Genomic DNA, 23,758 nt, shown 5'->3' with positions numbered 1-23,758 from the left:
CGTACAGAGTTACGACTTCAGGAACAGTCGGGTCACGTCGATGTAGCTCGACTCGGTGCTGTAGCGGCCACCGCCGATGTTCGAACCGTAGAGCTGGAACTGCTTGGTGTACCAGAGCGGAGCGGCCGGGTTGACCTTCTCCAGGATGTAGTGGTGCGCTTCCGTCCAGGTCTTGGCTGCCTCGGTCGGCTCCTGGGTCAGGGCCTTCTTGATGAGCTCCTGGACCTTCGGGTCGTTGATGTGCGAGTAGTTCGGCGCACCGTCGGCGACCTGGTCACCGTCGTAGATGGGCGTGATGACGGTGGCCGCCGACGGCCAGTCCTGGCCCCAGCCGGAGATGTAGATGTCGTACGGGTTCTTGACCTTGCCGATCTGCTCGTAGTAGCTCGCGGAGTCGATCTCCTTGGCCACCACGTCGATGCCGATCTTGGTCAGCGCGTCCTCGATCGCGACCTTGCGCTTCTGGCCGGCCTCGCTGTTCGAGTAGGCGAAGACAAGCTTCTTCTCGGCGGCCGGAACGCCCTTGAGGAGCTCCTTGGCCTTCGCGATGTTGCCCGCGGGCGTCTTCAGACGGCCGTACGGGTCGTACTTGGCCTCGTAGCCCGGCAGGGTCGGGGCGAACAGGTTCGGGGCCGCGTCGCCACCGTAGACACCGCCCTCACCGGCGATGAGCGACTTCGAGTTCACGCCGTAGGTGACCGCGTCGCGGACCGCCTTGTTCTTCACCCGGTCCAGGTTGAACGTCAGCGTCATGACGTAGGGCTGGTAGCCCTTGATCGTGCGCTTGTTGACAGCGGGGTTGCTGATGACGTCCTGGATCTGGGTGGAGTCGACGGAGCCGGTGAACTGGATCGCGTTCTTGGAGTCACCCTGGTCCGCGATCAGGCGGCTCGTCTGGGTCGACTCGGTGACACCGAAGTCGAAGTTCCAGCCGTCGACGTACTGGTGGCGCACCGGGTCGGTCTTGGCGTCCCAGTTCTCGTTCTTGACGAGCTTCATGGACTTGCCGGCCTTGTACTCGGCGATCTTGTACGGGCCGGTGGAGACGGGGGCCGTGTCGTACTTCGCCTTCGTGTCGCCCTTCGCGGGGACGACCGAGTAGCCGGGCATGGCCAGCGTCTGCGGAAGGTCGGGACGCGGAGTGTCGAAGTGGAAGATGACCGTCTTCGGGTCCGGGGTGTCCAGAACCGTGGCGGGCAGGTGCTTGGAGCCGAAGCCACCGTCCTTCAGCGCGTCGCGGTACTTCGGGCCGCTCAGCCAGGTCTGCAGGTAGGTCGGGCCGTCGAAGATGAACGGCGCGTACTGGCGCTCGACCGTGTGACGGATGTCGGCGGACGTGATCACGTTGCCGTTCTGGTCCTTCACGCCGTCCTTCAGCGTGTAGGTCCAGGTCTTGCCACCGTCCGAGGACTTGCCCGAGTCGGTCGCGAGGTCACCGACGACCGAGGTGCCCCCCTTGCCGTCCTCCTCGAAGTTGGTCAGACCGCGGAAGAGCAGGTTGGCGACCTGGCCGGCGTCCGAGACGTAGATCTGGCCCGGGTCCAGGTGCGAGAGGCCCGCCTCCTGGTAGACCTGGATGGTGCCGCCGCTCTTGGCGCCGGGCACATCCTCGGCGGGACCGGCCGACGCGGCGGCGTCGGCGTAGACGACCGCCTTCGACTGCTGTGAGGCCTCCGCCTGGTCCTTCTTGGAGTCCTTACCGGAGCTGCCTCCCTTGTTGTCGGAGCAGCCGGTGAGAGCGAGGGAGCCGGCCGCCATGGCGACCACGATGGCCCGCGTTCTGCGCGAGTTGAACGACTTCATGAGGCTGAAGCACCTACCTGTCGGTTGTTATCCATGAGTACTGCCTGACGCCCGGCTGGTAGGCCGACGCGGGGGCGGCAGTCACCCCCCACCTATGGACGATCAGCGTCCGGACTTGGGGTCGAACGCGTCCCGAACGGAGTCCCCGAGCAGGTTGAAGCACAGGACGAAGATCACGAGTGCCGTGCCCGGGAAGAACATGAACGCCGGATCCTGCTTGGCGTAGCCGGCGGCGGCCGCGAACAGCCGCCCCCAGTCCGGGGTCGGCTCGACGAACCCGACACCGGCGAACGAGAGGAACGCGATCGTGAGAATGGTGCTGGGCAGCTGGTACGTGAACTGCACCAGGATCGGTGAGACCACGTTGGGCAGGATCTCCTTGCGGACGATCCGCCACGGCGATGCGCCGGAGACCTTCGCGGCCTCCACGAACTCACGTTCGCGCAGGGACAGCACCGTGGAGCGCACGAGGCGCGCCATGCCCATCCAGCCCAGCACCCACAGAACGATGAGAATCGCCAGCGCCCGGAAGTAGGTGGGGGTCTCTTCCCGGGGGTCGACGAAGAACGCCGTGACCACAGGCATGAAGGCGATGAAGAACAGCTGTGAGGGGAAGGAGAGGAAGAAGTCGGTGACCCGACCGATCCAGTAGTCGGTACGGCCGCCGACGTAGCCGCCGATCAGGCCGATGAGCACGCCGGTGATCATCACCAGCACCGTCACGGCGACCGCCATGAACAGCGAGGTGCGCATGCCGTACATCAGCATGGCGAACAGGTCACGCCCGTACTGCGGCTCCACACCGAACCAGTGGGTCCCCGAGATGCCGCCGAAGTAGCCCAGCGGCAGCCCGAACTCGTCCAGCACGGGGCTGTCCGCGTACGTGGGGTCCTGGCCGTACAGCGTGTAGGGGTTCGTCCCGCTCAGCTTGACGAGCAGCGGTGCCGCGAGGGAGATGACGAAGTAGAAAATCACTACCACGGCACAGATCACACCGGTACGGTCGCGCTTGAAGCGCTGCCACATCAACTGGCCGGGGGAACGGCCCTCGAGGTTCTGCACGCCCTTGGACGGCTCGGCGTTCGTATCGAGCTCGGGGTCCAAGGCGATCGAGGGCCCGGCGCCTTCGGCCTTGGCTGGACTGGTCATGTGTGTTCTTCCCCCGGGGGGTTGGAGAGTTGAGCGCAGCACAGATACCGGCGGGTTCTGTGGTTTGGGGGAACTTTCGCCAAGTAAGTCAACGCGCGTCAAGGCCGGAAGGCATAGGGATCTCCCTACCGTCGAAATTTTGAGCAAAAATTGCAAAGATTGACACCTGCGCGCGCTTGACACGTCAAACAGTAAATCCACCAAACGGACATAAAGGGATGGGTTTCTGTTTACATGTCCGAAACTTGATCGTTGGTTCACCGGTATGCGAACAGCGTTGCACAGCGCACGGACAGGGATACCGGCAGGGGGGCGAACCTGTACGCGGCGGGACATCGCGGACACGCCTGAGGCCCGGCCCCCGCCTGCGGGAACCGGGTCCTCATGACATCACATCAGCGCCGCGTCAGCCGTGCTTGGCGCGGCTCGCGGTGCGACCGCGCTCCTTCTGGTCCAGCACGACCTTGCGGATACGCACGGCCTCCGGAGTCACCTCGACGCACTCGTCGTCGCGGCAGAACTCCAGGGACTGCTCCAGGGAGAGCTTGCGCGGCGGCACGATCGCCTCGAACGAGTCGGCGGCGGCCGAGCGCATGTTGGTGAGCTTCTTCTCCTTGGTGATGTTCACGTCCATGTCGTCGGAGCGCGAGTTCTCGCCGACGATCATGCCCTCGTACACCTCGGTGCCGGGGTCGGTGAACAGCACACCGCGCTCCTGGAGGTTCGTCATCGCGAAGGCGGTGACGGCGCCCGAGCGGTCGGCGACCAGCGAACCGTTGTTACGGGTCGTCAGGGTGCCGAACCACGGCTCGTGGCCCTCGTGGATGGAGTGGGCGATGCCCGTGCCGCGCGTACCGGTCAGGAACTCGGTACGGAAGCCGATGAGACCGCGGGAGGGGACGACGAACTCCAGACGGACCCAGCCGGAGCCGTGGTTCGACATGTTGTCCATCCGGCCCTTGCGGACACCCATGAGCTGCGTGACCGCGCCCATGTGCTCCTCGGGCACGTCGATCGTCATGCGCTCGACGGGCTCGTGGACCTTGCCGTCGATCACCTGCGTGACGACCTGCGGCTTGCCGATGGTCAGCTCGAAGCCCTCACGGCGCATCTGCTCGACCAGGATGGCGAGCGCCAGCTCACCACGGCCCTGGACCTCCCAGGCGTCGGGACGCTCGGTGTCGAGGACCCGCAGCGAGACGTTACCGATCAGCTCGCGGTCGAGGCGGTCCTTGACCTGGCGGGCCGTGACCTTGCGGTCCTTGACCGCGGCCTTGTTGTCCGCGCCCTTGCCGGTCGCGCCGCGGCCGACCATCGGCGAGGTGTTCGTACCGATGGTCATGGAGATCGCCGGCTCGTCGACCGTGATGAGCGGCAGCGCGATCGGGTTCTCGGGGTCGGCGAGGGTCTCACCGATCATGATGTCCGGGATACCGGCGACTGCACAGATGTCACCCGGGCCGGCCATCTCGGCGGGCTTGCGGGTGAGCGCCTCGGTCATCAGCAGCTCGGTGATGCGGACGTTGGACATCGTGCCGTCACGCTTGATCCAGGTGACGGTCTGGCCCTTGCGCAGCTCGCCCTGCTCGACACGGAGCAGCGCGATACGGCCGAGGAAGTTGTCGGCGTCCAGGTTGGTGACGTGCGCCTGGAGCGGGGCCTCCTCGTCGTACGACGGGGCCGGGACGTGCGACAGGATCGTGGAGAAGAACGGCTCCAGGCTGTTGCTGTCGGCCGGGACGGTACCGTCCTCCGGCTTGGTCAGCGAGGCGACACCGTCACGCGCACACGCGTAGACGATGGGGAACTCGATCTGCTCCTCGTCCGCGTCCAGGTCCAGGAAGAGGTCGTAGGTCTCGTTGACGACCTCGTCGATCCGGGAGTCCGGGCGGTCCGTCTTGTTGATGCACAGGATGACGGGCAGGCGCTGCTGGAGCGCCTTGCGCAGGACGAACCGGGTCTGCGGCAACGGCCCTTCGGAGGCGTCGACGAGCAGAACGACGGCGTCCACCATCGACAGACCGCGCTCGACCTCACCGCCGAAGTCGGCGTGGCCGGGGGTGTCGATGATGTTGATGGTGATGACGTCCCCCCCGCTCTTCGGGTGGTACTTCACCGCCGTGTTCTTGGCGAGGATCGTGATGCCCTTTTCACGTTCCAGGTCGTTCGAGTCCATCATGCGGTCGTCGAGCGACTCGGCGGCGTGCGCGGCGAAGGCACCGGCCTGCTTCAGCATGGCGTCGACCAGGGTCGTCTTCCCGTGGTCGACGTGGGCGACGATGGCGACGTTGCGGATGTCGTGGCGCGTGGCCATATTGCGGCGTACTCCCGGCTTGAGTGGATGGCCTGCGCGTACATCTGTGTTACGCGGACCCTGCCGGGCTGAACATGCCACGGCCTTACCCCATCGTACGGGCCCGGCGCGGTAGGGGCTCGCCGGGCCGTACGGGTGAGGCGACCGTCACGGTCGGTGCGAGGCCTTGCTGCCCGGTGTCACGCCCTTCTTCAGGAACCCCATGTCCTCGTAGAGGGGGGTCTGGAAGCCGAAGGCGCCCACATTGGCGACGTTCTTCCTCACCGCGGTGAGCTGGGGCCGCTGGAAGAGCGGGATGGAACCGCCGGCCGCCCAGATCCGGGCGTCGGCCTTCCGCACCAGCGAGGCCGACCTGCCCTCGTCCAGGGTGGAGATGGCCTGGTCGAAGAGCTGGTCCACCTGGTCGGTGCCGACGCGGGTGTAGTTCTGCTCGACGTTGAGCGACCCGTCGGCGGCGGGCACCGGCTTGGCGTAGATGGGCCGTGCGTCGGTGGCGGGGAAGGCGGACGCGGGCCACGAGTACAGCGCCAGGTCGTACTGGCCGCTGGCGATGTGGTCCTTGAAGTAGCTGTCGTCGGACACCTTGGTGACGGCGGTACGGATACCGACCCGGTCCAGCATCCGCGCGATCCGGTCGCCCACGGCCCGCAGTGTGGCGGACCCCGGCCCCGAGGGCAGCACGAACCGCAGGGTCAGCGGCTTGCCGTCCTTGGCGAGCGCCCCGGCGGCCCCGGCGGGAGCGGGCGTGCCCTTGGGTGCGTAGGCACCGGGCGCACCGCCCCGCTCGGGGTGCTTCTGGAGCGACTGCTTGCCGTCCTGGGCGAGATTCTTCTTACCCGAATCGTTGTCATGCCCCTGGCGGCTTTGCGGGTCCTGGTGGTTCTCCCGGACGGGCTCGCCGTACGGCTTGTCGTCGTCGCCGACCACATAGGTGCCGTCGTCGGTGCCGCTGTCCTTGCCGTCGTCCGGGGAGGCCTTTGCCTTGGGCTTGGGTTTGGCGGACTCGACGCCGGCCTTCCTGCCCTCTCCCCCGGCGACCTTCTCACCGTCCTTCTTCTTCGGCTTCCCGAGCGGGCCGCCCGGCACCCACCCCGCGTCGGCGAGCAGCGCCTCGGCCTCGTCGGTGTCCTGGCCGCCGAGCGCGCCGCTGTTGTCGGCGTAGGCGGCCTGTCCGGAGAGCGCGAGATGGCTGCCGACCGGTACGGCGGGCAGGCCCAGCGGCTTGAGTACGAGGCCGACGAGCTCCTCGCGGTCCAGCGCGCGGGCGACGGCCCGCCGGACCCGCTCGTCGGCGAGGGGGCCCTCGGCGCCGTTGAGGGCGAGCTGCGTGTAGGCCGGTTCGAGGGACTTGCGCACCTCGAACGCGCTGAGCGACTGCTGCTGCTCGGCGTACTTGGTGACCTCGTCCCGCTGCTTGCGCCGGGCGCTGTTCTCCGCTCCGGCGGCCTCGTCGTCGGAGCCGTGCGCGAGGGCCCAGGAACGCAGGGCGCGGGCCGGGGTGAGCGCGGCGCCGGGGCCCTGGAGGGGGGTGGCCTTGCCGCGTGAGGCGAGCATGATCCGCTCGGCCTCGGCAGGGTCGATCTCTGCCACGTCCACCTTGCCGCCGGCGAGCGCCTCGGCGCGCTCGTCGCGCGGTACGGCGTGCAGCACGATCCCGTCGAGCCGGGGAGTACGCCCCCACCAGCGCGGGTTGCGGACGAGGACGACGTCGCCCTCCGCCTTGGCGACCTTCTTGAGGTTGAACGGCCCGGCGGTGACCTTGAGCTTGCGCCGCGCCCCGTCGTTGAAGGAGTCCGGGGTCCCCATGACCTCCTTGGGGTACAGGGGCGAGAACAGCGACTTCCAGTCGGCGTAGGGCCGGCTGAAGGTGACCTTGACCTCGAGGTCGTTCGCGCCGCGCTGCACCTTCTCGATGCGGTCGTACCCGGCGTTGCGGGCGGTCCAGTACGCCGAGTCCCTGCCGGACAGGGCACGCCACTGGGCGGCGAAGTCGGCGGCGCCGATCTCCCGGCCGTCGCTCCAGACGGCCTGCTGGTGCAGCTTGTAGAGGACGACCTGCTTGGGCTCGGTGTCGACGACCTTGGCGGACTCCAGGAAGTCCGCGTTGCGCTTGGCCCGCCCGTTCGCGTCGAGCCGGTACATCGACGGCAGCACGGCCTGCGCGACACGGGTGGTCGTCGCGTCGGCGTCCGCCTGGAAGGTGTTGAGCGTCTCCGGTACGGAGTCCACGGCCCAGCGCAGAGTGCCGCCGTCGGCGAGCTGGGCGCGGTCGGCGGGCGCGATGTCCTGCCCGGCGAGCGGCTTGCTGTCTTCGTCCTGGTCACCGCTGCACGCGGTGACCAGGGGCACGGCGAGCACGCCGGCGGTGAGGAAGGCGACCGAGCGCGTCACCGCGCGCAGTCCGACGCCGTGGTGGGACATCTGCTTACCTCCGGGAGCCGCGGGCGTTATGATCACTTTTGGTGGGATATGGAGCTGATCGCATGTATCCGGCCACTGAAGAGGAAAGGGTTCGGCAACCGGTCGCGACACGGCGGCAACGGCCGGGAAGCCCACCCGTGCGGCGCAGCGCACCACTGGATGCACCGATACGCCTCGGCCAATCGGTGCACATCCCTTCCCACCGGCAGGTGTGACGCGCAACACTCGCAGGCGCATGAACGTTGCCGTCCAAGGCCCCGGCCTACGAAGTGAGGTCACGTCATGTCCGTGAACGACGAACTGACATCCATCCAGCGCAGCCTCGACGACCTGTTGCGTTCAATGGGCCGCCTGGAACAGCAGATCGGCAAGGGCAGCCTGGAACTGCGCCGCCTCCGCAGCGACGCCAACCACCTGCGCGAAAGCCTCGGGCTGCTCCGCGAGGCCGCCCCGGGGCTCGCGCAGTCCCGGCGCCCCGACCTCGTCTCCATCTCCGACACCCCGTACGACAACACGCTGTGGACGGACTCGGACGACGAAGGACTCGGCGCCCGCGACCGGCACGCCCCCTGAGAATCCGACCGGAGCTCTCCTTGGCCACTGGTACCGAACCACCGGGTACGGACCCCCATCCGAACAGCGGCGGCGTACGAACCCCTACGCGCGCCGCCATCAACGCCCCGCACCTGCGGACCGACCGCTGGTGGCTGGCGCCCGCCGCCACCGCCGCCGGTCTGCTGGCGTTCATCGTGTACTCGACCTGGCGGGCGTTCGCGAACGCCGACTACTACGCGGCCCCGTACGTCTCGCCGTTCTACTCGCCCTGTCTGGCGGACAACTGCGCGCCCATGCGGCACGGCCCCAACGCCGACCTCTTCGGCGGCTGGTGGGGCATCTCCCCCGCGATCATCATCCTGATCTTCCCGCTGGGCTTCCGTCTGACCTGCTACTACTACCGCAAGGCCTACTACCGCGGCTTCTGGGCGTCCCCGCCCGCCTGTGCGGTGGCCGAGCCGCACAAGAAGTACACGGGTGAGACGCGTTTCCCGCTCGTTCTGCAGAACATCCACCGCTACTTCTTCTACGCGGCGCTGCTGGTCGCCTGCATCCTCACGTACGACACGGTGCTCTCCTTCCGCGACGAGCACTACGAGTGGGGCCACATGGGCCTCGGCACCCTCGTCTTCCTGCTCAACATCACGCTGATCTGGGCGTACACGCTCTCCTGCCACTCCTGCCGGCACATCGTCGGCGGCAAGCTCAAGCACTTCTCCAAGCACCCTGTGCGGTACCGCGCCTGGCAGTGGGTCGGAAAACTGAACGCCCGTCACATGCTGCTCGCCTGGGCGTCGTTGGTGAGCGTGGCGCTCGCCGACTTCTACGTGTATCTGGTCGCGTCCGGTGCCTTTGACGATCCGAGGTTGTTCTGATGTCCGTGGTCGACCGCCAGGAGTGGGACGTTGTCGTGGTGGGCGCCGGTGGTGCCGGACTGCGCGCCGCCATCGAGGCACGCGAGCGTGGCGCCCGTACGGCGGTGATCTGCAAGTCGCTGTTCGGCAAGGCGCACACCGTGATGGCCGAGGGCGGGATCGCCGCCGCCATGGGCAACGTCAACAGCCACGACAACTGGCAGGTCCACTTCCGCGACACCATGCGCGGCGGCAAGTTCCTCAACCAGTGGCGGATGGCGGAGCTGCACGCGCAGGAGGCCCCCGACCGGGTCTGGGAGCTGGAGACCTGGGGCGCCCTCTTCGACCGCACCCGCGACGGCCGGATCTCCCAGCGCAACTTCGGCGGCCACGAGTACCCGCGTCTCGCGCACGTCGGTGACCGCACCGGACTCGAACTCATCCGCACGCTCCAGCAGAAGATCGTCTCCCTCCAGCAGCAGGACAAGAAGGAGACCGGCGACTACGAGTCCCGGCTGAAGGTCTTCCAGGAGTGCACGGTCACCCGCGTCCTCAAGAACGGCGACGTCGTCTCCGGTGTCTTCGCCTACGAGCGTGAGACGGGCCGTTTCTTCGTCCTGGAGGCCCCTTCCGTGGTCGTCGCGACCGGCGGGATCGGCAAGTCCTTCAAGGTGACGTCGAACTCGTGGGAGTACACCGGCGACGGCCACGCGCTGGCGCTGCTCGCCGGGGCGCCGCTGCTCAACATGGAGTTCGTGCAGTTCCATCCGACGGGCATGGTCTGGCCGCCGTCGGTCAAGGGCATCCTCGTCACGGAATCCGTCCGCGGCGACGGCGGGGTGCTGCGCAACTCCGAGGGCAAGCGGTTCATGTTCGACTACATCCCGGACGTCTTCAAGGAGAAGTACGCCCAGTCGGAGGCCGAGGGCGACCGCTGGTACGAGGACCCGGACAACAACCGCAGGCCCCCCGAACTGCTCCCCCGGGACGAGGTGGCCCGCGCCATCAACTCGGAGGTCAAGGCGGGCCGTGGCTCCCCGCACGGCGGTGTCTTCCTGGACGTCTCGACGCGGATGCCGGCGGAGGTGATCCGGCGCCGACTGCCCTCCATGTACCACCAGTTCAAGGAGCTGGCGGACGTCGACATCACCGCCGAGGCGATGGAGGTCGGGCCCACCTGCCACTACGTGATGGGCGGTATCGCGGTCGACTCCGACACCGCCGCCGCACGCGGGGTACCAGGTCTCTTCGCCGCCGGTGAGGTCGCGGGCGGGATGCACGGCTCCAACCGGCTCGGCGGCAACTCCCTCTCCGACCTGCTGGTGTTCGGCCGCCGTGCGGGCCTGCACGCCGCCGAGTACGCGAGCTCGGCCGGCGCCCGCTCCCCCGTGGACGACGACCAGATCGACACGGCCGCGGCGGAGGCGCTGCGTCCCTTCTCGGCGGAGGAACCGACCCCGAGCGGGGAGAACAGCCGCCCGGCGGAGAACCCGTACACCCTCCATCAGGAGCTCCAGCAGACCATGAACGACCTGGTCGGCATCATCCGCCGCGAGGGCGAGATGGAGCAGGCGCTGGAGAAGCTGGGCGAGCTGCGGGTACGGGCCCATCGCGCCGGAGTCGAGGGGCACCGCCAGTTCAACCCGGGCTGGCATCTCGCCCTTGACCTGCGGAACATGCTGCTGGTCAGCGAGTGCGTGGCGCTGGCGGCGCTGGAGCGCACCGAGTCGCGGGGCGGCCACACCCGTGAGGACCATCCGGTGATGGACCGCGAGTGGCGCAACGTGAACCTGCTGTGCCAACTCTCCGATCCCGCGAGCGGGTTGGCGGCGACCGACCCGGTGAACGGCCTGATCGCCCTCACCCGCGAGACCACCGACCCCGTCCGCCCCGACCTGCTCGCCCTCTTCGAGAAAGAGGAGCTGGTCAAGTACCTCACCGACGAGGAGCTCTACGAGTGACCAGCAGCGTGAGCAGCAGCTACGAGGCCCGCTTCAGGGTGTGGCGCGGTGACGTGAAGGGCGGCGGGCTGAAGGACTTCGCCGTCGAGGTGAACGACGGCGAGGTCGTCCTCGACATCATCCACCGGCTCCAGGCGACCCAGGCCCCCGACCTCGCCGTGCGCTGGAACTGCAAGGCGGGCAAGTGCGGTTCGTGCTCGGCGGAGATCAACGGGCGTCCCCGGCTGCTGTGCATGACCCGGATGTCGGTGTTCACCCGTGAGGAGACGATCACCGTGACTCCCCTGCGGGCCTTCCCCGTTGTCCGGGACCTCGTCACCAACGTCGGGTTCAACTACGACAAGGCCCGCGAGGTGCCGGCCTTCGTGCCGCCGGACGGGGTGGGCCCCGGCGAGTACCGGATGATGCAGGAGGACGTGGACCGGTCGCAGGAGTTCCGCAAGTGCATCGAGTGCTTCCTGTGCCAGGACACCTGCCATGTGGTCCGCGACCACGAGGAGAACAAGCCCGCGTTCGCCGGACCCCGCTTCCTGATGCGCGTCGCGGAGCTGGACATGCATCCCCTGGACGCGGCGGCGGAGTCGGGCCTGGACCGTAAGCGCACCGCCCAGGACGAACACGGCCTCGGCTACTGCAACATCACCAAGTGCTGCAGCGAGGTGTGCCCGGAGGGCATCCACATCACGGACAACGCGCTGATTCCTTTGAAGGAACGGGCAGTTGACCGAAAGTACGACCCGCTGGTGTGGCTGGGCTCGAAGATCAGGAGACGGTCGGAAAGTTCATGACCTGGTCGAGGCTGTGCTCGGCGATCCCGCGCATGAAGGCGGGGTCCGGGAACGCGCCGACGTCGAGCAGCCGCAGCGGGCCGGTGGCCAGGGAGAGGTGCATGGCGAGCCGGTAGAGGCGCATGCGGTTCAGGTCGAGGTCCGGGGTGGCCAGGCTCTCGTACAGCGTCCCGAACCGCTGGCGCAGGAACACGTGCTCCCACTCGGCGTCGAAGTACAGCAGGCCTTCGATGTCGATGAGCGCCGGTTCGCCGTCCGGGGTCACCAGGACGTGGTCCGGGCCGAGTTCGCCGTGGATGAGGGACAGCGGGCCGGTCCGGGGGCGGACCTCGGCTGCCAGCCGCCGTACCAGCGCGGCCAGTTCGCCGTGCCGAGCGGCGGCTCGCGGCTGCCGTACGACGAGGTCGTCCAGGTCGTGCAGCGCACGGTCCGTGATGATGCCCTCGCACGAACTCCCGTGGGACACCCCGCCCTTGTCGACGACGCCGACCTTGCCGAGACGGGGTCCGGTGGCGCTGTGCAGCGCGCCGAGCAGGTCACCGAGGCGGTCCAGGACCTGGGCGCCGGTCTCCGGGTCGCGTTCGAGGAGCACCTCCAGGTCGCCGCCGCCCGGGTGACCCCGTACGTCCTCGACGACCGCCGCGTCCGCCGGGAGGTGGGTGTGCGCGGGGTCGGCGTACAGAAGGCGCGGGGTGCGGACACCGACGGCCGCGAGGCGGTCGTGGGACGCCGTGAACAGGTCGAGGCCGGTGGCGTGGGCGAGGGGGTCGCGGTGGTCGACCGGGCCGGCGTCCCACAGGTCCTCGTCCGGCGACCAGACGTACGCGATCACGGTCGTACCGTCGTCGAGGGCGAGCCGGTAGACGCCCTTCTTGCTGCCGCCGCGTACCCGGGTGACCCCGGTCAGGAGACGGTTCCGGCCGAGAGCCGCGCGGGCGAGGGGGGCGAGGTCGGTGCGGGTGAGTTCCCGGCGGGTCGTGCCGGTCATGCGTCGACCTGTTCGCGCTCGGACAGCAGCTGGAACCAGAAGCCCGCGACCATCAGCAGCAGGCCGGTGACGGTGACGGCGCCGTCGAGGTGCCGCAGGTGGACGGTCCCGGTCCACTCCTCGTACCCCGTCTGCACGAGCAGGCCCGCGCCGAGGAGCATCGCCCCGTAACCCCACAGGACGGGGCGCAGGACGCGACGCCGCTGCCACGGCAGCACCCGGCCCGTTCGGACCCCCACCGCACCGCACACGACCAGCGCGCCGGCCATCAGCATGAACGCCCCCGACAGATACCGGTGCCAGTGCATCCCCCGCCCCCTTCGAACACGTCTGCGGGGACCTTACCCATTCGCCCTCTCCCGCCACCCCTGCCCCGTCCCGGTCGCGGGAGCGCGATCACCCCCATACGCTCACAAACGTGACGCCCTCCCTTACCAGGGGCCGGCCGCGGCGAGCCGCCTCCCACATACCCGTGCGCGTGGCGCACACCGCCCTCGGCGGGATGATCGGCGTGCTGTGGCTGGTGCTGCCCGGGGCGACGGCGGACCAGGAGGGTTACGAGGTCCCCGTGTCGGCGGTCGGCAGCGCACCGGGCGTGTCCGATGCCCCGGCCGTCGCGGACTCCGAGGAGAAGACCTCCGCCGGTGATCTGGTCCTGCCGCTCGTGGTGGCGGGTGCGGCGGTCGCGGTGGCCGGTTACAGCTACGCCCGTCGCAGCCGCCGTGCCGGGACCCCTACGACTCCCTCCGTGCTGCCTCCTGTCGCGCGGCCCACGACCCCGGAACTCGACCGGCAGGCCCGCAAGTCGCTGGTCGCCGCCGACGACTGCGTACGCACCAGCCGGGAAGAACTCGGCTTCGTGGAGGGGCTGGTCGGGAGCGAGGCCGTCGCGCCCTTCACGGAGGCCGTGCGCTACGCCGAGGCCGAGCTGTCGGCCGCCTTCCAACTGCGCCAGGCCTACGACGACAACCCGACGGACGCCTCCCGGGCCGGCCTCGACGAGATCGTCGCCCGCTGTGTGGACGCAGGTCGGCGACTGGACGCGGAGGCCGCCGGGTTCGACCGACTGCGCGCCCTGGAGCAGGACATGACCGGAGCGCTCCGGCACGCCGAGGTGCGCTTCCGGGAGCTGACCGCTCGTACGAGTGCGGCGGAGGCGACCATCGCCGACCTCGGCGAGCGGTACGCGCCGACCGCCTCGCTCCTCGTCTCCGGCCAGGTCGAACAGGCGAAGGACCGGCTGGTGTTCGCCACGACCGGGCTCAACCGGGCCCGTCAGTCCGCCGACCTGGCCCGCCCCGACAGGGCTGTGCTGCAACTGCGCGCCGCCGAGGGCGCGATCGCGCAGGCCGAGGTGTTCGTGGACGGCGTCGACCGTCTCGCGTCCGCGCTGGCCGCCGCCGCACAGGCGGTTCCGGACGCGCTGGACGAGGCGGAGGCGGCCGTCGTGGAGGCACAGGAGCGGTTGGCCGAGGGTACGGCGGAGGAGGTGCCCGTGGGTGCACTGGAGGGGCATGTCAGCCGCGCCCGGGCCACGCTGGCCGCCGTACGGGAAGAGGCCGCCGCCGGGTCCTACGACCCGCTGGAGGCCCTGCGCCGGGTCGCGATGGTGTCCGCGCCCCTCGGGACGGTGCCCGGCGCCGTCCGGCTCGTCGCGCGCCGGGCCACCGAAGCCGCTGACGGGTTCGTGGGCACGCACCGGGGTGCGGTGGGCGCCGAGGCCCGGACCCGGCTGGCCGAGGCCCGCCGACTGCTGGACCAGGACCCCGCGGAGGCCGACGCCTTCGCCCGGCAGGCCCGGGAACTGGCCGAGCGGGACGTCCGCGTGCACGGCAATCCGTACGGCGGCCGGCCCGAGCACACGAACGGGGTCGCCGGAGCGGTGCTCGGCGGGATCCTGCTCGGCGATCTGCCGGACGCGGAGGCCGAGGCGCTGACCGGCGGTGCGCCGGGTTCGTTCGGCGGGCCCGCCACGCGTGCGCGGCGGGGTCTCGCTCCTTAAGAACTCGCCGTGAGTTCCGTAAGGGGCCGGGCGGAGCCGGGTGCGAGCCTGTTCCGTCCCCAGTCAGAACAGGCTCAGGAGTGCCTCCGCCGGGTCCGCGAGGACCGTTCCGCCGTCCGGCAGCGGGAGCTCGAACCACACCGTCTTGCCGCGCGGGGTCCGGCGGGAGCCCCAGGCCGCGCTGAGCAGACCGACCAGCTGGAGTCCGCGTCCGCCCTCGTCGGTGTCGCGGGCCCGGCGCCGGCGCGGCTGGACGAGGCCGGCGTCCCACACCTCGCACACCAGCATGCGGTCGAGGAGGAGCCGGAGCCGGATCTCGCCCTCGCCGTACCGCAGGGCGTTGGTGACCAGCTCGCTGACCAGCAACTCCGTGGTGTCGATGAGGGGTTCGAGGCCCCAGGCGGTGAGCTGGGTGCGGGTGTACTCGCGGGCGCGGCCCACGCTGCGCGGCTCGCGCGGGAGCGTCCAGTCGCCGACGGAATCGGCGGGCAGACCCTGGACACGGGCCATGAGCAGGGCGATGTCGTCCTCGCCGTGGTGGGTGTCGAGGGTGCTGAGGACGTGGTCGCAGACGTCCTCCAGCGGCTGGGAGGGGTCGCGGAGGGCGCCGACGAACGCCTGCAGGCCCTCGTCGAGGGGGTGGTCGCGGGATTCGACCAGTCCATCCGTGTAGAGCGCCAACAGCGAACCTTCGGGTAGTTCGACCTCCACCTCCTCGAAGGGCTCGCCGCCGACGCCGAGCGGCATGCCCGGCGGCACGTCGAGCATCAGCGCGTCCTCGCCCGGTTCGACGAGCACGGGCGGCAGATGGCCGGCGTTGGCGAAGGTGCACCTGCGGGTCACCGAGTCGTAGACCGCGTAGATGCAGGTCGCGAGGTACACCTCGGAGAGGTCGGCGTCGCGGGGCTGGCGGGCGGCCCGGGTGGCCTGCTGGACGCCGCCCGGCGTGCCGAGGCCGCGCGCGATCTCGTCCAACGCGGAGAGGACCTCCGCCGGTTCGAGGTCGAGCAGCGCCAGGGTGCGGACGGCGGTACGGAGTTCACCCATGGCGACGGCGGCGCGCAGCCCCCGTCCCATCACGTCACCGACGACCAACGCGGTCCGGTTGCCGGGGAGTTCGATGACGTCGAACCAGTCACCGCCGACCTCGGTGGCCGCGTTGCCCGGCAGGTAGCGGCAGGCGATGTCGAGGCCGGAGGCCTCCGGGTCGCCCGGCGGCAGCAGGGAGCGCTGGAGGATCAGCGCGCGCTCGTGCTCACGCCGGTACAGCCGGGCGTTGTCGATACTGACGGCCGTCCGCGCGGCCAACTCCCAGGCCAGCGCCCGGTCCCGCTCCCCGAACGGCTCGCTGCCCTTCGTACGGGAGAACTGCGCGAGGCCCACCACGGTGTCGTGAGCGACCATCGGGACCGCCAGCGTGGACAGGATGGCGCCGTTGTCCTCGGCGGGGACTAGCTGCGGGCGGGCGGTGCGCAGGGCGTCCGCGCAGGGCGAGTTGAACGGGAAGTGGTGCACGGCGCCCATGGAGACCGGATCCCCGCCACCCTCGAAGGGCGCGTCGGAGACGGCGCTGGCGAAGGCGACGCGGCGCAGTTCGGCGCTGCCGTCGGCCAGCCCCGGCGGTGTCTCGTCGCCGGCCAGCAGCCCCTGGTAGAGGTCGACGGTCGCCAGGTCGCAGAAGCCGGGGACGACGACGTCGAGGAGTTCGCGCGCTGTCGTCTCCAGGTCCAGGGAGTTCCCGATGCGGGACCCGGCCTCGTTCAGAAGGGCGAGATTGCGCCGTGCGGCGGCGGCCTCGCGGGCGGCGGCGCGGCGGGCGGTGATGTCGAGGCCGAGCCAGGCGATACCGATGGGGCGGCCGGTGCCGCTGTGCACGCGATACAGGTTGATCGACCAGTGCCGGCGCTCGTCGGAGCCGGGCACGAGGCCGGTGATGTGCATGTCCGTTATCGAGTCACCGGTCTCCAGGACCCGGCGGAGCGTCGCCGACACCCGCTCGGCCTCGGGAGAGATCAGGTAGTCGTAGACACCGCGTCCCCGGTGGTCGTCGACCGTGCCCCCGTAGATGGAGGCGAAGCGCTCGTTGGCGCGCCGGACCCGGAGATCGGTGTCGATCAGCAGGAAACCGAAAGGCGATTGGCCGAAAATCGCCTGCGAGGCGGCAAGGTCGGTCTCGATCTGACGCAACGTCCGGACGTCGACGACGATGCACACGGCGGCCTTCTCGCCCTCCTCCGTCCGCGTCGGCATCACATAGACCTCGGCGAGCCCCTCCCGCCGGCCCTCCTCGCCCAGCTCGGGATCGCGGACGCGGAACGGGACGACGCCGGTCCACTCCCGGCCGTCGAGGATCTCCGCCATCTTCCGCTGGCCGCGCTCGCGCAGATCGGGGTCGATGAAGGCCTCGATGGGGTCCATGCCCACGGCGCGCGCGGCGGAGATGCCGAAGATCTTCTCGGCACGCAGGCTCCACTGGTCGACGAGACCGTCGGCGCCGATGGAGAACGACGCCACCTTGATGTAGTCGTAGATCGAGCCGGGTGGGCTGCTCTGCCACATGGGGTCACCTGTCACATCACGCGCGTGGTCCTGCGCGGTGTCACGTGTCGTATCGCGCACCGGATCGCCCATGGTGCCACGCGCGGTTTCACGTGTCGCATCGCGTATCGCGTCCCCGTCGGCGGGACCCCTGACACCCGACGCACGGCGTGGCGCACCGGCCGCGGCGTCACCCGTGGCCCTCGCACTCGCGCCGCCCGACGGGTCCTTGGACTCCGTGGCCTTCGCTGGTATCTCGCTCACGCGAACCGTCCCCTCCAGCTCACCGCGTCCGGCACCAGTCACCGGGGGCGGCTGCCCGCAGTATCCAGCACTACGGCGCCCCACAACACGGTGTTCACGATCACAGGACGATCCCGATGCTTTTCGGACCGGCCCGCGACAACACTCCCAGTCTTCTAACCAGGGGACCACCGGTCGAACCCCGATCCATGACAACTGCCAGTGGCCTGAACCACATGGTCGACAGAGCGGGGGCGGACGTACAGCCGCAGTTCACTCCGGCGCACGGTCCACGGTCGTCACCACGCCGGGTTCCCCGCCCGGTCGGATCTCATCCCGGCACCGACAGTTCGAACCACACCGTCTTGCCCGCGTCGCCCGGGCGGGTGCCCCAGCGGCTGGACGAGTGGGCGACCAGCTGGAGCCCCCGTCCGCCCTCCTCGTCGGGGCGCGCGGCACGCTCCGTGGGCGGGTCGGGCAGTGGGTCGGAGACCTCCACCAGCAGCGTGGCCGCGATCCCGACGGGCCGCACCAGCCGTACCCCGATGGGCCCCGTGGCGTGCCGCAGCGAGTTGGTCACCAGCTCGCTGACCAGCAGCGCGGCGAGGTCACCGAGGGAGTCGAGCCCCCAGCTGCGCAGTTGTCCGCGGACGACCGCGCGGGCTCCGCGGACTGCGCCGGGCTCAGCGGGAAAGCTCCACTCGGCACAGTCGCCTTCGGTGTCGATCACGCCGATCACTTCCCAGGCCAGCGACCCACGCATGTCCGTTTTCGTGGGGTTAATGGGCACATACCCGGTATTCGGTGCCGATTACCGCCCTTGAGGGCGCACTGTGGCACGAACGGCGTATGGGGCGCGCGCACCGGGCGCCCCACAGACCTCACACGCCTCACGAGCCGGCACATCGATCGGCCTCGGCTCGCGTCTCGGCCTCACGTCGAACTCACGGCGACTTCACAACCACCCGGGAGCGTCACCCCAGCCGGAGGGCCGCTTCCCGCACCGCCGGTACGTCCTGATCCAGCCAGTCCACGTCCCAGATGTCGGCCGGGGCCAGCCAGCGCAGTTCGTCGTGGTCCTGGAGGGGCTTCGGCTCGGCCGAGCCGGCCGGGAGCCGCGCGGTCCAGACACGCAGGACGTACGGCGCCCGCAGCGGCCACTCCCCGGGGATGCGCTCGACGGGTTCCGCGTCGACGCCCAGTTCCTCACGCAACTCGCGCACGAGGGCGTCCTCCGGCGCCTCACCCGGTTCGACCTTGCCGCCGGGCAGCTCCCAGCGGCCGGCCAGCTCGGGGGGCGCACTGCGGCGGGCGGCGAGGAGGAGTCCGTCGCGCAGCAGCGCGGCACCCACGACCACGATCTGCTCGGCGGCCACGCACTCCGGCTCAGCCGCCGTTCCCGTCGCCGGTCGCACCGCTCGTTCAGTCGCCGGTTCCGTCCGTTCCGTCATGTGCCGGAGCCTACGGGAGCCGGATCGCTCGGTCCGGACGGCCCGGAGCACTCGGCGGACCCGGATCACCGGGTTCCGTTCTGCCCGATCCGCTCGACCCAGTAGAGCTGTTTGTGGCCACGCTCGTCGAGGCTGTCGGCGATCTTCTGGGCCTCCGCACGGGTCGCGTACCGGCCCACGCGGTAGCGATTGCCGTTGTCGTCCTGCCGTATGACGAGCCAGGGAAGAGTGATCGTCCCGTCGCTCATGGCGCCCCTCCACTTCCCGCCCCCGGCTTGCGCCGCGCCCCGCCCGCTAAGGAAACCGCAATCCGCATATGCCCGACCCTACGCCTAACCTTCACGCAGCGAATACGGCTTTTCACAAAGAGGTACGCCAACCGGCCAGGGGTGAGGGGCGCACGACGTCGAACGCGCCGTCGAAAGAGCACGGTGTGTCCGGTCAGCGGCACAGCGCGCCCCTTGGGACGACCTGCGAGAACGGCCAGAATCCACCGGCCCGGTGGGCTGCGGTGGCCGGCGGGGCGGTGGTGGAGGGGGAGCGTTCGGGAGATCAACCGCCCCCGGGGGTGGGCTACTTCACCAAGTCCGGGGGCGGCGGGGTCACTTCACCGGCAGGTGGTACGCCACCTGGTAGCGGTCCGCGGGGATCACGACGTCGGCCGTCTCGACCGGGCGCCCCGAGGCGTAGTACGTGCGCTGCACGACGATCACCACATGCCCGGGCACACCGCCCAGAGCGTGCAGTTCCTCGGCGAGGCCGGGGCGGGCGCCGACCTCCTCCGTGACGTTGTCGACGATCACGTCGATGGCCGCCATGCGCTCGACGACACCCATCCCGCCGAGCGGGCCCTCCTCGGGCAGCATCACCGGCGTACGACCGGTCACGGCGAGGGGCTCCCAGGAGGTGGACAGCATCATCACCTCGCCGGCGTCCCGGAAGACGTACTTCGTGCACATCAGGCGGTCGCCGGGCAGAAGGCCGAGCCGCTCGGCGATGGCACCGCTCGCCGCGGCCTGCGCACTGCTGGATTCCCAGGTGCCGCGCGCCTCGGCGTCGGCCTGCTCCTGGCGGAACGGTGTGGCGCCGCCGTCCGGACGGAAACCGGAGCGGGCGATCCGGCGCGGCACGGGGCGCTCACGCACATAGGTGCCCGATCCGGAGCGGCCCTCGACGAGACCCTCGGCCATGAGCACCTTGCGCGCCTCCAGCGCGACCGTGTCCGAGACGCCGTACTCCTCCCGGATCCGGGCCTGGGAGGGAAGGCGGGTGTGCGGTGGGAGTGAACCGTCGACGATCTGCTTTCGTAGATCACCCGCGACACGCAGGTAGGCCGGCTGCTCACCGAATGTCACGGGCCGCTCCCATCAGGTTGTACAGACAGCGACAGCCTGGCAACCATGGGTTGTGACATGCAAGCGAAGGCCAGAGAATCACTCGATGTGATGACACGTCCCGCCGGGGGCATCGAAAAGGCACGAGGCGGGCAGATACGCCGGGTAGCAGCCCCCTCCCGCCGTCATCACACCTCGATCCCGGCGTCGCCTTCCCCGCCGTCCCCGGTACCCCCATCGCCGTCGCCGCTGCCGCCGCCGTCACCGTTCTGCTCGTACGAGGGCGGGGTGGTCGCCAGTCCCAGAGCCTTGCGCGGGGTGACCGTACGGTCGACGTCGAGCAGCTCGCTGCCGGTGTCGTAGTGGTCGTAGAAGGTGTCGGCGTCGGTGGCCCGGGCCGCCTTCGCCCACTCCTGACGTGCGCTGCGCAGGTCCTTCACGAGCGCCGCGACGCTGGGAGAGGCGGTGGCGGCGAACCGGTGTGCGGTGAGCAGACGCGTCTGCTCGTCGAGGGCGTCCGCCACCCGCTGGGCCCACTTCTTGTGTCCCGGCAGGTCGTCCTCGACGAACTCCGCGTCGGGCGCCGTGTCCATCGCCGTGTTGAGGAGGTGGGCGGCCTTGAGGTACGTCAACTGGTCGGCGTCGAGCGTCGTCTCGTCCTTGCGCAGCGAACCGGTGAGGCTGCCGTTCGCGTCGACGTTGCCGAAGACGCAGGTGATCTCATGGTCGCCGAGGCGCCAGCTCTGGCTGGTCGGGGTGAGGTAGTAGACGTCGACGTCGTCGGGCACGGCCCAGGCGTCCATCGCGTACCGGTCCTCAAGGGCGTAGCACTTGTCGTCGGCGACCTCGGTGACGCGGTCGTCGCCCGGGTAGGCGCCGGCCGGCATCCGGAAACTGGCGAACACCTCGCCGTCGTGCGCGCCGGAGCAGGGGACGGGGTCGACGTCGTACGCCAGTCCCTCCAGGGAGCCGTCCAGGGAGTCGAAGCAGTCGCCCTTGGCGAGGGAGAAGCTGCTGTTGTCCTCCTTCGCGGCGTCCTTGAAGCCGTCCCAGGCGGAGGACAGGCCGCCGGTGCCGAGCAGCAGGGCCCAGAGCAGGAGCCCGACGGTCGACAGCACGGAGCCGGTTATCGCCATGCCCTTTCCGCGCTCGCCGTTCTTCCGGATCTGCACGAGCGCGACGATGCCGAGGACCAGGCCGAGGGCGGGCAGGAAGCAGAGGATGCCGAGGACGAGGGAGGCGATGGCGACGCCGTTGACGGGGGTCGGGCGGTTGTACGGGGAGTAGCCCTGGGACCAGGGGGCGTAGGGGCCTTGGGGGTACGGCTGGGGATACTGGGGGTGAGCCTGGGGGTACTGGGGGTGACTCTGGGAGGGGCCCGGATACGAGGGGTACGGCGGCTGATCGGGTCCAGGGGGCGGGGGTATGGCCACGAGTGCCGGGCTCCTCGTCGGGTGATGTGAACTGGCGTGCGACTTGGCGCATGGTAAGGGAGTTTCGCCCCCGCCGCCCCTACCCGTCCCATCCCTGGGGGCTGCGCCCCCAGACCCCCCTGCCGGCCCCGAACGGGCCTTGTCCTCAAGCGCCGGACGGGCTGGATTCGCGTGGGCGGGTGGGAAACCACGTGCCCAACTACTCTGCGTACATGACCCCTCTGCCGGACTGTTACTGCCCCGTGGACGGCACCCGCGTCCCCGCAGGGACCCTCGCCTGGTGCTGCCCCCTGTGCCGAGGTCCCCTGGATCTCGACTTCGCACCCACCCCGGCGCCTCTCAAGTCCCTCACCGGCAGGGCCAACTCCCTCTGGCGCTACGCGGAGACACTCCCCCTGGCCGCCCCCACGACCACTCTCGGCGAGGGCCGCACCCCCCTCGTAGAGCTGCGCGACGGCGTCTCGGCCAAGCTCGACTTCCTCATGCCGACCCTCTCCTTCAAGGACCGGGGCGCGGTACTCCTGGCCGAGCTGGCTCTCCGGCTGAAGCCGGACCAGGTGGTCGCCGACAGCAGCGGCAACGCGGGGACGGCGATCGCCGCGTACTGTGCCCGCGCCCGGCTGCCCTGCACGGTCTACGTCCCCGAGGGCACCTCCGCGAAGAAGCTGGAGCAGATCGGGGCCCACGGGGCGAGGGTGCGGGTCATCGACGGTGACCGGGAGGCCGCCGCGGCGGCGGCTCGCGAGGCGGCGGACGCGCCGGGCACGTTCTACGCCTCCCACGTCTACAACCCGTACTTCCTGCACGGCACGAAGACGTACGTCCACGAGCTGTGGGAGGACATGGGGGGCCGCCTCCCGGACGTCGTCGTCGTGCCGGTCGGCAACGGCACCCTGCTGCTGGGCGCGGCCCTCGCCGTCGCCGAGCTGCACTCGGCGGGGCTGATCGACCGACGGCCCGCCCTGTACGCCGTCCAGTCGGCGGCGGTCGCCCCGCTGGCGCACGCCTGGGCGGAGGGCGCCAGCGACCTGACCGGCCTCGCCGTACCCCCGGTGTCCCCCACCCTCGCGGAGGGCATCGCGATCCCCGACCCGCCCCGGGCCCGCCAGATCCTGCGCGCGGTCCGTGACTCGGGCGGCACGTTCCTGACGGTGACCGAGGATCAGATCCGGCACGCGCAGCGGGACCTGGCCTCCCAGGGGCTGTACGTGGAGTCGACCGGGGTGGCCTGCTGGGCGGCGGTACGGGAGGGGGCGCTCGGGACACGGACGGCGGTGGTGCCGTTGTGCGGGGCGGGACTCAAGACGGGCCTGGCGGCACCGGCCTGACAACCGGTCACCGCTGGGTCAGTCGTCGTCGAAACCCGTCGCCCGCGCACGCTTCTCCCAGCCGGCGACATCACCCCGTACCTGCTCCAGATGGCCGAGTACACCGGTGACCGCGTCGTCGCCGAGTGGCAGGCGCAGCGGGGTGTGCTCGGCGTCGGCGTCCAGGGCGGCGAGGATCAGGGCCGCCGCCTTCGCCGGGTCGCCGCTCTGGGAGCCGTCGCCCTGCGCGACCATCCGGCGGGTAGCGCCGACCGTACCGGTGTAGACGCCGAGGTCCCGGCTGGCGCCCGCTCGGCCGCGGTCGAACAACTCGGTCCGGAAAGCGCCGGGTTCGACGATCAGTACCTTGATCCCGAACTGCCGGACCTCCACCGCGAGCGCCTCGGACATGCCCTCCAGCGCGAACTTGGTCGCGCTGTACGCCCCGAAGCCCGGGGCGGAGATCTGCCCGCCCACGCTGCTCATCTGCACGATCGCGCCCGACCCCCGCTGTCGCATGTGCGGCAGCACGGCCCGTACGAGTGCGGCGGGGCCGAACACATGCAGGGCGAACAGGTCGCGCAGTTCGGCGTCGGTGGTCTCCTCGACGGCGCCGA

General features: G+C 70.1%; 19 protein-coding genes. 6 read left to right on the top strand and 13 right to left on the bottom strand.

The window, feature by feature from the left end; genetic code table 11:
• Window positions 1-9 precede the first annotated feature (9 nt).
• The 4 genes from STRTUCAR8_RS28685 to STRTUCAR8_RS28670 all read right to left on the bottom strand — a co-directional run bounded on the left by STRTUCAR8_RS28685 (window position 10) and on the right by STRTUCAR8_RS28670 (window position 7,687).
• Entirely contained in the window at window positions 10-1,803 is a 1,794-nt protein-coding gene (locus STRTUCAR8_RS28685; RefSeq protein WP_006379589.1) for an ABC transporter substrate-binding protein, read from the bottom strand.
• A 102-nt stretch (window positions 1,804-1,905) separates the two neighbouring features.
• Window positions 1,906-2,952: an ABC transporter permease gene (locus tag STRTUCAR8_RS28680; RefSeq protein ID WP_006379590.1), complete on the bottom strand. Its 1,047-nt coding sequence runs from the start codon at window positions 2,950-2,952 to the stop codon at window positions 1,906-1,908.
• A 406-nt stretch (window positions 2,953-3,358) separates the two neighbouring features.
• Window positions 3,359-5,266, bottom strand: a complete 1,908-nt coding sequence (gene typA, locus STRTUCAR8_RS28675; RefSeq protein WP_006379573.1) for a translational GTPase TypA — start codon at window positions 5,264-5,266, stop codon at window positions 3,359-3,361.
• Between the two features lie 147 nt (window positions 5,267-5,413).
• Window positions 5,414-7,687 carry an ABC transporter family substrate-binding protein gene (locus STRTUCAR8_RS28670; protein WP_006379584.1) on the bottom strand — a complete coding sequence of 758 codons (2,274 nt, stop codon included), beginning with the start codon at window positions 7,685-7,687 and terminating at the stop codon, window positions 5,414-5,416.
• A gap of 282 nt (window positions 7,688-7,969) precedes the next feature.
• Here STRTUCAR8_RS28670 and STRTUCAR8_RS28665 point away from each other — a divergent pair, with 282 nt between their 5' ends.
• The 4 genes from STRTUCAR8_RS28665 to STRTUCAR8_RS28650 are packed head-to-tail and all read left to right on the top strand — an operon-like array spanning window position 7,970 to window position 11,845.
• Window positions 7,970-8,260: a hypothetical protein gene (locus tag STRTUCAR8_RS28665; protein WP_006379581.1), complete on the top strand. Its 291-nt coding sequence runs from the start codon at window positions 7,970-7,972 to the stop codon at window positions 8,258-8,260.
• Between the two features lie 20 nt (window positions 8,261-8,280).
• On the top strand, window positions 8,281-9,117 hold the full coding sequence (locus STRTUCAR8_RS28660) for a hypothetical protein (protein WP_006379579.1): 837 nt from the start codon (window positions 8,281-8,283) through the stop codon (window positions 9,115-9,117).
• Window positions 9,117-11,057, top strand: coding sequence for a fumarate reductase/succinate dehydrogenase flavoprotein subunit (locus STRTUCAR8_RS28655; RefSeq protein WP_006379580.1), 1,941 nt, complete (start codon window positions 9,117-9,119; stop codon window positions 11,055-11,057). Before STRTUCAR8_RS28660 ends, STRTUCAR8_RS28655 begins: the two co-directional genes overlap by 1 nt.
• Entirely contained in the window at window positions 11,054-11,845 is a 792-nt protein-coding gene (locus STRTUCAR8_RS28650; RefSeq protein WP_006379582.1) for a succinate dehydrogenase/fumarate reductase iron-sulfur subunit, read from the top strand. The genes STRTUCAR8_RS28655 and STRTUCAR8_RS28650 overlap by 4 nt, the downstream gene beginning before the upstream one ends.
• Here STRTUCAR8_RS28650 and STRTUCAR8_RS28645 read toward each other — a convergent pair.
• The gene (locus STRTUCAR8_RS28645; RefSeq protein ID WP_006379586.1) at window positions 11,820-12,833 is read right to left on the bottom strand and encodes a phosphotransferase family protein; all 1,014 of its coding nucleotides are present in this window, start codon (window positions 12,831-12,833) and stop codon (window positions 11,820-11,822) included. The two genes, STRTUCAR8_RS28650 and STRTUCAR8_RS28645, sit on opposite strands and share 26 nt — an antisense overlap.
• Window positions 12,830-13,141 carry a hypothetical protein gene (locus STRTUCAR8_RS28640; RefSeq protein WP_006379574.1) on the bottom strand — a complete coding sequence of 104 codons (312 nt, stop codon included), beginning with the start codon at window positions 13,139-13,141 and terminating at the stop codon, window positions 12,830-12,832. The genes STRTUCAR8_RS28645 and STRTUCAR8_RS28640 overlap by 4 nt, the downstream gene beginning before the upstream one ends.
• A 110-nt stretch (window positions 13,142-13,251) precedes the next feature.
• Between STRTUCAR8_RS28640 and STRTUCAR8_RS28635 the strand changes: the two genes are divergently transcribed.
• Window positions 13,252-14,835, top strand: coding sequence for a hypothetical protein (locus STRTUCAR8_RS28635; protein ID WP_044473056.1), 1,584 nt, complete (start codon window positions 13,252-13,254; stop codon window positions 14,833-14,835).
• 63 nt (window positions 14,836-14,898) lie between these two features.
• On the opposite strand, the gene STRTUCAR8_RS28630 is transcribed toward STRTUCAR8_RS28635, so the two are convergent.
• The 6 genes from STRTUCAR8_RS28630 to STRTUCAR8_RS28605 form a co-directional block, all read right to left on the bottom strand.
• Entirely contained in the window at window positions 14,899-17,637 is a 2,739-nt protein-coding gene (locus STRTUCAR8_RS28630; protein ID WP_006379577.1) for a SpoIIE family protein phosphatase, read from the bottom strand.
• Between the two features lie 310 nt (window positions 17,638-17,947).
• On the bottom strand, window positions 17,948-18,379 hold the full coding sequence (locus tag STRTUCAR8_RS28625; protein WP_044473055.1) for an ATP-binding protein: 432 nt from the start codon (window positions 18,377-18,379) through the stop codon (window positions 17,948-17,950).
• Between the two features lie 211 nt (window positions 18,380-18,590).
• Window positions 18,591-19,067 carry a (deoxy)nucleoside triphosphate pyrophosphohydrolase gene (locus tag STRTUCAR8_RS28620; RefSeq protein ID WP_078507350.1) on the bottom strand — a complete coding sequence of 159 codons (477 nt, stop codon included), beginning with the start codon at window positions 19,065-19,067 and terminating at the stop codon, window positions 18,591-18,593.
• A gap of 65 nt (window positions 19,068-19,132) precedes the next feature.
• Complete coding sequence (locus STRTUCAR8_RS28615) at window positions 19,133-19,315, bottom strand: SPOR domain-containing protein (protein ID WP_006379588.1); 183 nt, start codon at window positions 19,313-19,315, stop codon at window positions 19,133-19,135.
• 354 nt (window positions 19,316-19,669) lie between these two features.
• On the bottom strand, window positions 19,670-20,422 hold the full coding sequence (locus STRTUCAR8_RS28610; RefSeq protein WP_006379587.1) for a GntR family transcriptional regulator: 753 nt from the start codon (window positions 20,420-20,422) through the stop codon (window positions 19,670-19,672).
• Window positions 20,423-20,589: 167 nt separating this feature from the next.
• Window positions 20,590-21,834, bottom strand: a complete 1,245-nt coding sequence (locus STRTUCAR8_RS28605; RefSeq protein ID WP_006379576.1) for a DUF4190 domain-containing protein — start codon at window positions 21,832-21,834, stop codon at window positions 20,590-20,592.
• 212 nt (window positions 21,835-22,046) lie between these two features.
• Here STRTUCAR8_RS28605 and STRTUCAR8_RS28600 point away from each other — a divergent pair, with 212 nt between their 5' ends.
• Window positions 22,047-23,162: a threonine synthase gene (locus tag STRTUCAR8_RS28600; protein WP_044473057.1), complete on the top strand. Its 1,116-nt coding sequence runs from the start codon at window positions 22,047-22,049 to the stop codon at window positions 23,160-23,162.
• Window positions 23,163-23,180: 18 nt separating this feature from the next.
• Here the strand turns inward: STRTUCAR8_RS28600 and STRTUCAR8_RS28595 are convergent.
• Window positions 23,181-23,758 (bottom strand): SDR family NAD(P)-dependent oxidoreductase (locus tag STRTUCAR8_RS28595; protein ID WP_006379578.1); only part of this gene is annotated, 578 nt, incomplete at its 5' end.

Origin of the sequence: Streptomyces turgidiscabies Car8 (assembly GCF_000331005.1) — a bacterium.
In the GTDB taxonomy this organism is placed as follows: Bacteria; Actinomycetota; Actinomycetes; order Streptomycetales; family Streptomycetaceae; genus Streptomyces; species Streptomyces turgidiscabies.
Note: the sequence above shows the minus strand (reverse complement) of the source record. Positions and strands in the feature narration are given on the sequence as shown.